7 protein-coding genes are annotated in these 6,435 nt (G+C 40.2%); all 7 read right to left on the bottom strand.

The features are described 5' to 3' along the window. Positions 1–190: 190 nt before the first annotated feature. Positions 191–1,213 (bottom strand): ABC transporter substrate-binding protein, encoded by a 1,023-nt coding sequence (locus PV763_RS12810; protein ID WP_420937986.1) that lies wholly within the window; start codon positions 1,211–1,213, stop codon positions 191–193. Beyond that, on the bottom strand, positions 1,210–3,018 hold the full coding sequence (gene atzF, locus PV763_RS12805; protein ID WP_420937985.1) for an allophanate hydrolase: 1,809 nt from the start codon (positions 3,016–3,018) through the stop codon (positions 1,210–1,212). The genes PV763_RS12810 and atzF overlap by 4 nt, the downstream gene beginning before the upstream one ends. 11 nt (positions 3,019–3,029) lie before the next feature. Then, on the bottom strand, positions 3,030–3,473 hold the full coding sequence (locus tag PV763_RS12800) for a CopG family ribbon-helix-helix protein (RefSeq protein ID WP_004894906.1): 444 nt from the start codon (positions 3,471–3,473) through the stop codon (positions 3,030–3,032). Continuing rightward, positions 3,466–3,597 (bottom strand): hypothetical protein, encoded by a 132-nt coding sequence (locus PV763_RS12795; RefSeq protein WP_004647016.1) that lies wholly within the window; start codon positions 3,595–3,597, stop codon positions 3,466–3,468. Before PV763_RS12795 ends, PV763_RS12800 begins: the two co-directional genes overlap by 8 nt. A 539-nt stretch (positions 3,598–4,136) precedes the next feature. Beyond that, on the bottom strand, positions 4,137–4,298 hold the full coding sequence (locus tag PV763_RS12790; protein ID WP_265596633.1) for a hypothetical protein: 162 nt from the start codon (positions 4,296–4,298) through the stop codon (positions 4,137–4,139). Positions 4,299–4,373: 75 nt separating this feature from the next. Then, entirely contained in the window at positions 4,374–5,126 is a 753-nt protein-coding gene (locus tag PV763_RS12785) for an HNH endonuclease (RefSeq protein WP_034683050.1), read from the bottom strand. 3 nt (positions 5,127–5,129) lie between these two features. Continuing rightward, on the bottom strand, positions 5,130–6,386 hold the full coding sequence (locus tag PV763_RS12780; RefSeq protein ID WP_005246271.1) for an AAA family ATPase: 1,257 nt from the start codon (positions 6,384–6,386) through the stop codon (positions 5,130–5,132). Positions 6,387–6,435 lie beyond the last annotated feature (49 nt).

Here is a 6,435-nt window from a genome sequence, read left to right as displayed (position 1 = left end):
AGGCCAGAGATGTTAAATTGAAGAGCATGCTCTTCAATTTAACGCAAAGTTCAGGAATTGTGTAGATACCTATGCCTACAAGGAGAGGGAATTTTATTTGTAGTGATTCAAAATAATTTATGAAAGAACCCTATTTATCTGACAATAAAAAATCCCCAGACCGGGGATTTTTTATGCTTGAGATCAGGCTTTATTGCAGCTCTTGTACCAGCGTTGGAACAATCACACCATCCACGTTCATTTCAGTCGTATAAATGCCGTTGGCCACATTGAACTTGTTCACATGATAGCTGGAACCATAGATCGAGTCGAAACCATCACCTTTGGTAAAGACTTTCTTGTTGGCGGCCAAATCCAGTAAATGTGTGCCATCAATGAACTGCATATAGGTCTTCGCATCGACACCAACACGTTTGGACATGATCTGTGCAGCGTCTTCTCGAGTCGCCGGGTCATTGATGTATTTGACAGTTTTATCCCAAACCTGAATCACCTTTTTCCATTGCTCTTTATTGGCTTCCAGATGGGCAGGATTCACGGTCAAGGTATCGTAGATTAATCCCGGCTTGTCTTTAGAGGTGAAAATGATTTTTGAACCGGCCACTGCAGATAGCGCTTGATTCGCCACCGGCTGCCATACTGCAATCGCATCAATATCGGGAGTAGCAAAAACCTGTGGCAATTCATTGGTCATGGTATTGACCAGTTTAACTTCATTCAGTTTAACCTTGGCATCATCTAGTGCATTGGACAGTAACAAGTGATCGACCAGGCCTTTTTCAGTTGCAATCGTTTTACCGCGCAGATCCTCAATTGAGTTAATGCCATTCTTGGCAATAATCACGTCATTTCCAGCTGAATAATCAGTCGCCATGATCATCACACCCTTGGTGCCGCCAGAACCAGTGACCAGATTATCACCATTGGTGACCAGTACGGCGTCCAGCTGATTCGCTGCGAATGCAGAGAGTGAAGCAGAATAGTCAAACCATTTAAAATCGGCATTAACTCCGGCATCTTCCAGCCAGCCTTTTTCAATCGCCACCTGCCAGGCCACAAATCCCGGCCAGTCACTATAACCAATCCGGATGGGCTGAGTAGTCACACGTCCTTCTGCCTTGGCATTTGGTTCAGGTACTTTAGCGGTATTGTCACAGCCACTAAAAAGGATTGCAGACAGTACGGAAACGGACATCAGTGCTTTTTTGATCATTTTGCGACTTCCCCTATGCATTCACATTTAAATTTGGTATTTGAAAGTTGTTTAGATTTCATAAATTCGCGCCAGCCACCGAAATGACTAATATCTGTTGCATCCTCAAGTGCATAGCCTTCACAGATAAAGCCTTTCACCCAAGTACCATCAATCAGCTGGACATTACCGATCCCCAAAGGTGCCGGAACTTCTGCAACAATGTCCCCGAACAGTGCACGTGGAATGTCCCAGACTTCGACTTCAATTGAACAACCTTTCGCATTGTATTGCAGGCCAGGTTTTGGCGGTGTGATATTTTTTAAAGCATACAGTTTGTAATGCGAAGCAGTCCGGGTCTGCTTGATCAGGGTTCCAGCACGTGTGGTCAGCTGAAAATTCAGTGGCATACCGGTCAGATGTGCACCGACGACAGCCAGTTTGACGCTGTGACCCGATGAGATTTCAGTTATTTTTTCATAGCTAAGTTCAGATGTGCCCAACTTTAACTGGCTTGCTTGCTGCCATTTTTGCCCGAATTTGGCCAGTGCTTCATCCATCCAGGCTGGCGCAATAAAGGTCACGCCCGTTGGCAAACCATCAGCACGAATGCTGTTTGGTAGCGCCAAAGCCGACAGATCGGCAAAATTGACAAAATTGGTATAAGCACCCATATGGCTGTTTTTCACCAGAGGATCCGCTTCTACTTCTGCAATGCGATAAATAGTGGGTGCAGTAGGCACCATCAAAGCATCATAATCTGCCAGTGTATTTTGAATAACACGGCTCAGGCGGGCGCGTTCATATTCATCCTGCATGGCATCGACCGCACTGAACCGGTCTGCCTGCGAAATAATCTGGCCAATTACCGGATGGGTCTGCTCACGTTGCACCATTTTTTCCACGGCACTGGTACGTTCAGCCACCCAAGAGCGATTGTAAAGTGCAGTCGCCAGTTGTTGAAATGGAGCAAAATCAATCGGCTCAACCATATAACCCAAGCTTTGTACACGTGCGATCGCTAGATTAAACGCTTTTTCAGTTTCAGCATCGCCATAAAATTCGAGTGTATCCGGAATGGCAATTTTCCCTTTTGAAAATTGGCTCGGTTCATTCTGAGGATGCATTCTGGAATACTCATCGCTGGCATCATAGCCTTGCATAACTTGCGCCACCTGCCAGGCATCATCCACCGTTAAGGCAAAAATCGAAATAACATCGATGGTACGACAAGCTGGAATTAGGCCCGTAGTCGAGAACCAGCCTTTGGTCGGTTTGAGTCCGACAATGTTATTGTGCCCTGCCGGTACACGTCCTGAACCTGCAGTATCTGTACCCAGTGAAAATGGCACTAATCCGTTTGCGACGACTACACTGGAACCCGAACTCGAGCCGCCACTGATATATTCAGGATTAAAGCTGTTCTTTACCGCGCCGTATGGGGAGCGCACACCAACTAGACCCGTCGCAAACTGATCCAGATTGGTTTTACCCACGACAATCGCGCCGGCAGCTTTTAATTTGGCTACTGCTGTTGCATCGGCAGTCGCCAGATAAGCTGCTTCTTTACAAGCCGCTGTGGTATAGAACCCCGCAACATCAATATTGTCCTTGACCGCAAATGGCACCCCATAAAGTGGCAAGCTTGCGCTATCTGCACCAGTCAATGCATCAATTTGTGCCTGTAATTGTGCTGCTGTCGCAATTGAAATCCAGGCATGATCGTCATTATTCAACCCGGCAACATACTCAATCAGGTCACTAAGCTGGATATTGTTATTCTGGTAGGCGTGTTGCCAGTCCTGTACAGTCCATAAGTTGTGCACAGCTGTTCTCCTTAAGTGTGTTCGGTATTTTGTGGAATAGGCGGCATGACGGCATCCATCAGTTCGAGATGCCCTTTAATCACGCCTTTCAGTGCAATAAATTGTTCGCTAATTTCTTTCAGATCACTGCTCGCGCCCTGCATCAGCATGACTTGCAGGATTTTTTCATCATCCAGCTGGATATGAAGTGAGTTGATCACTTGTGCCAGATACTGCTGCTGCAGATCGACCAGCTGACTGCGCAGCGGTTTTAGACTGACGTCGTAGAGCAAGGTGAGTGTGCCAACCATGACTTCATCGCGAATCACCAGATCATCAATGAGGTGGCGGTTAATCATGTCGACAATGGCCTGCGAACGGCTTTCATAGTGCTGCTCGACAATTTTTTGATCCATCGCCTGCAGCGTGGTTTCTGGCACGGTAATACTGATCCGTGCCAATTTTTGTTTAGGCACGATGTTGATCCTTGGGTTGATATTGGGAAGACTGTTTAATGTGAAAGCCTGCACGTACGCTGAGCAGCTCAACCAGAAAGTGAAGCCATGGATGCATTTTTTTATTTGATGTCGGATTGTTCATGTGCATCTCCTAGGGATATTACAAAACCAGAATTTCGTATTACTTAGGAAAATGCAGAAAGCGTGCCAATTTTTAGTTATTTGGATGAGGTAAATAAAATTGCTTAAAAGGGCGAAAAAAAGCCCCATAACATTGAAATGGGGCTTGTTCTAAAGCAAAAGTAAGTTTTGTATTTCACCGGTTTATTCCATTTTAATTGCTCATGTCCTTGCTATTCTTTTTATACATGAATGGTTAACCGATGTTTATGCTTATGAGTGATCAAGTGTATTGCTCTCCTCTATTTATGTTGTATATAAATAAATGCATTAAGCGTGCCACAATATAAAATAGAATAGATTTAAGCAGAATACTTTTAAAATCGATCACATACATATATAAACCAGAATAAGGATGATTTAATTTTATTAAGTGCGGCTAAAAAATAGCCCATTTTGCACCATTGGGGTTCGAGAGTGCATCAAAGTGTGGCTGAACATATTAAACTCTTTAAGCACGGTTTTTGTTAACTCGAGCTCGTAGGTCATTAATACTTATCTTTACAGTTTTTTTTCAGTTTCAACTTCTTCTGCAAGTTTGAGCAGTTTTTTGTCTTCAATCAAATCCATCAGGCGTTCATACATGTCCGCAGGAACGCAATAGAATGCTGGGTTATTACGGGTGAGAATCGCAACTGTTGTACTAAAGCAATTAATCACCACTTCAATGAGGTTCTTTTTAGATATGAAATGCTTGCGACAAAGCGTGAATAGATAATATTGTTCAATATAAATTCCTTAGCCTACTTGTTGAAGCTCTAAAGAGAGTATCCTTTTTGCTTCATTATAAACTTCACTACTTCGAATGATATAAGAACAAAAATATGAATATTTTTCAGTAGGTTTCATTAATGATTCGATTCTATCAATGGAATCAGAAATTCTACGTATCTGGTTTAAACGTTTTCGATTAGTATCTTTCTCGTTTAGCTCTTCAAGAGCCTCTTCTAAGGTTTGTTCATATTCACAAAATACTTTTATCAATTTGCTGTAGGGATCATACAATCGACTTTTTAAACCACAGACATCAATTGTACGTTTAGCTATTTCAGTTTTACCTTTCATACGTGCTAAGACAAATTCAAACTGCTGACTAGGATCAAAATCTTCATCATACGGATTTAAAATAGGTTCAACACCTACATCATGGGTAAGTTTTGAATCATTACACTTACGACAACTTGGTAAAAAATTATCCCAATCAAAAGCTTTATCATGATAGATAGATTTTGGATAGAAATGTTCAACTTCTATATTTCCACTATCTTTTGGACTTCCTTCACAAAAAGCACATTTTTGATGTGAGCTAGCAAATAAAGGGGTAGTAATATCCTTATGTCTGTAATGGCTAAGAGCCGAAGCTTTCTCTTCTTTCGGAATATTCTTGTAAGTTCCATATTTACTTACTAATGCAAGTAAATGATCTGTCCATTCTCTTTGTTTATCTTGAAGGATTTGAGGAATATCATTTTGTTTTTCAAGCTTGATCATGACTTATTCAAGCTCCAAAGAAGCCATCTTCATTTCTAATACTTGTACTATCGTGTCATCTGAATGAGTAATATTTTTCAAATGCTCCATTACAGATAAAAGTTTAGTCTTATCTTTTGATTCATAAGCATCGAGAGCTTCATCTATAAGCCTTTCATAATCCTTATTCTTAAGACTTTTAACTCCCATTACATCTTCCAAAATCTGATCAGTATTCCAACCTGAGTAGCGCTTATCACTAGGCTTAAAATAATATTCTGTTTTCCCAGTTTCACGATTCATAATAATGACTTCACCTTCTTTTGCTGAAGCCAAAAGATGTGGTGAATGAGTCGTTACAATAAATTGAAGTTTAGGGAATAAAGCCTCTAATCCATCTCTAATATTAAATTGCCATTCAGGGTGCAAATGTAAGTCCAATTCATCAATTAAAACCGTACCAGTTGCCTCTTGAATATTTCTATGTCCTTGAGGGTTAATTTTTTCAATCCATTCAATAATATTAGCAATCACAGAAAAAATTGCTTGAAATCCAGCAGACAATTCTTCTAGATAACACTCCTGACCATACAATCTGAAAATAGGTTCTAAATCTCTTTCTGTTCTTAAATATTGGAAATCACTTCCCGTAGGAGCAATTCTTGGTAAGTTTTCAAGCAAAATATCCCAATTAATCTTTTCCTCGTATGCCCAATCTTTATCAATATAGAAATATCTATTGATAAACCATTGCTTAACATTTGAATTACTATATTCAAGATTTCTTTGTCGATATATATCTATAGAATTTTGCCGTGGTTCCTCACGCTGTGCGCCTTGAACTCTTACATAATCAATAGATCTTTTTGTCCCTAAAAATAAGGGTATTATTTCTTTATTTTGACCATCAGGAACAAACACCCTGTATGGTTGTGTTACATTTTCAATGCGAGGAGGAAACCAATTTTTCATTTGAGTTTCTCTATATGCATTACCTTCCCTGAAGGACTCTTTGGCTAAACCTAGAAATATAAGTTCACCTCCATTTACAACTTCTATATGAAAACTAGATTCACTAGTTAATCTAGAGGAGTTGAAATCATGATGAAGGCAGTGATGTATACCAGTTAAAATACTACTTTTACCACAACCATTAGGTCCGGTTATAAAATTAAATTTTTCATTAAATTTTACTGAAATCTTAGAAAACATTCTAAAATTTTCTGCATTAAAAGATTTTATAAAGTAGTTAGTCATTTCAGATTTATTCGCTTTTGTCATCCATATATTATCTATATATTCTTAACATTTAAAAAGCAAAAACCGCCCT

This window comes from Acinetobacter sp. AS5 (genome assembly GCF_048957595.1).
Lineage (GTDB): Bacteria > Pseudomonadota > Gammaproteobacteria > Pseudomonadales > Moraxellaceae > Acinetobacter.
The sequence above is the reverse complement of the archived record's forward strand: the minus strand, read 5'-3'. Positions and strand labels throughout refer to the sequence as shown.